At 63.5% G+C, this 2,148-nt stretch carries 3 protein-coding genes; all 3 read right to left on the reverse strand.

Annotated elements, in window-relative coordinates; genetic code table 11:
* A partial coding sequence (locus EOD15_RS33175; RefSeq protein ID WP_148129785.1) for an ATP-binding cassette domain-containing protein occupies window positions 1-266 on the reverse strand: 266 nt, incomplete at its 3' end.
* 202 nt (window positions 267-468) lie between these two features.
* The gene (locus EOD15_RS33180; protein WP_127317895.1) at window positions 469-1,563 is read right to left on the reverse strand and encodes an ABC transporter ATP-binding protein; all 1,095 of its coding nucleotides are present in this window, start codon (window positions 1,561-1,563) and stop codon (window positions 469-471) included.
* The coding region (locus EOD15_RS33185; protein WP_148129786.1) for a sugar ABC transporter permease at window positions 1,560-2,148 on the reverse strand (589 nt) is incomplete at its 5' end. The genes EOD15_RS33180 and EOD15_RS33185, both read right to left, overlap by 4 nt.

Genomic DNA, 2,148 nt, shown 5'->3' on the forward strand with positions numbered 1-2,148 from the left:
TGCGGGAACAGCGCCAGGTTCTGGAACACCATCGCCACGTTGCGCTCGGCCGGCGACATCGCGTTGACCGGCCTGCCTCCGATCAGGATTTCTCCGGTATCGGGTGTCTCCAGCCCGAGCACCAGGCGCAGGATCGTCGACTTGCCCGACAGCGGCGGACCGAAGAAGCAGAAGAACTCATTGTCGTTGACGGTGAACGAGGCGTCGTCGACGGCAAGTGTGTTGCCGTAGCGTTTGGTCACGTTGCGAAAGACGATATCGGCCATGGCTCAGGTCGCTCCACGGATCAGTGACAGGTAGCGAACGCCGGCGCCGCCCCTCATCCGCCTGCCGGCACTTTCTCGCCGTATAGGGACGGGGAGAAAGGAGAAGCTCCAACGATGACGCCCCCCTCTCCCCGTCTCTACACGGGGAGAGGGTAAGGGTGAGGGGCGGCGCCAACTTGCGAAAATTTGCCGGACCAACATCTCAGCCTCCCACCCTCATGGCGCGGCCGGTAGCGGCGTCGAAGACGCGCACCGACGACGTAGTGGGGGCGATGACAGCGGTGTCGCCGATAGCCAGTCCGACATCATTGTCGAACACCGTTTTCACAGCCGCCTCGCCCTGGCCGAGATGAACGATGGTGCGCGCACCGATCCGTTCGACAAAGGTCACCGGCATTGCGAGCCCCTGCCCATTCTGCACCAACGTCGCCTGTTCAGGCCGGAATCCGTAAAGCACCTCGCCGCGTGCACCACGCGCGGCCGCTGCGAGTTCGCCCGGCAGCGGCGGCGTGACGCCCACCGGTCCGAGATCGACGACCAGTCCGCGGTCGCTCTCCGCTGGCCTGCCCTTGAGCAGATTCATGCCCGGCGCACCGATAAAGCGGGCGACGAAGACATTGGCCGGATCGTTGTAGACCTCGAGCGGCGTGCCGACCTGCTGCAGCACGCCATGATCCATGACCGCGATGCGGTCGGCCATGGTCATCGCCTCAAGCTGATCGTGGGTGACATAGACCATGGTCTGGCGGAACTGCCGCTGCAGCTGCTTCAGTTCGGTGCGCATGACGGCCCGGAAAGCGGCGTCGACATTGGACAGCGGCTCGTCGAGCAGGAAGATCGCCGGCTCCATGATCGCCGAGCGGCCGATCGCCACCCGCTGCAATATGTTGACCGACAGCCTGTCGGCCTTGCGGTCGAGCAGCGGCGAAAGCTGCAGCATCTCGGCGATGGCGCCGACACGGCGATCGATCTCGGCTTTGGCAGCCCCCCGCATTTTTGGTCCATAGGCAAGGTTCTGGCGCACCGTCATATGCGTGAAGATGGCGTAGTTCTGGAAGACGAAGCCGACGCCGCGCCGGCCCATCGGCACGCCGGCCATGTCGCGCTCGCCAAACAGGATCTTGCCGCCGGTCGGCTCTTCCATGCCGGAGATCATGTTCATCGTCGTCGACTTGCCGCAGCCCGACGGGCCGAGCAGCGCCATGAACTCGCCGTCTGATATTGCCAGGTCCATGGTCTTGAGCGCGGTAAAGTCGCCGAATTTCTTGACCAGGTTCTGCAAGTGGATCGCGCTCATGCCGCTACCTCGCGTGCCCGCGCCATGCGCTTCATGGCAAACAGCGCGACGATCGACAGCACGACCAGAATGGCCAGCGCGATCGCCGCCACATAGCCCCAGATCAAATCCTGAGTGGTGAGCTTGTAGATGTAGACCGAGATGGTTTCGGTGGCGACGCCTGGACCGCCGCCGGTCATGATGTAGAGCGTGTCGAAGATCTTGAAGTTCTCGATCACCCGGATCGCCAGCGCGATGATGATGATCGTCTTCATCTTCGGCAGCACGATGGTGACGAAGCGCTGCCAGGGATTGGCGCCGAGCAGCGTCGCCGCCTTGATCTGATCCTCCGGCACGCCGACCAGACCGGCAAGCAGGATGAGGAACATCAGCGGCGTCCACTGCCAGATGTCGGCGACCATCACCGCGATCAGCGCCAGAGTCGGATCCGACAGCCAGGCGATGGTGACGGGAGATCCGGTGAGCGCCGACAAGATGTCGTTCACCGGCCCTCCCGACTGGAACAGCATGAAGAACATGTAGCCGGCCACCGCCGGCACCACCATCATCGGCATCAGCAGGATCGAATAGAAGGCGCGCTTGCCC

The sequence above is a fragment of the Mesorhizobium sp. M7A.T.Ca.US.000.02.2.1 genome, assembly GCF_003996995.1.
Lineage (GTDB): Bacteria > Pseudomonadota > Alphaproteobacteria > Rhizobiales > Rhizobiaceae > Mesorhizobium.

What these genes read in the sequence shown, in the direction of transcription:
- EOD15_RS33180 (WP_127317895.1), bottom strand. Translation starts at nt 1,563, where the DNA reads ATGAGCGCGATCCACTTGCAGAACCTGGTCAAGAAATTCGGCGACTTT.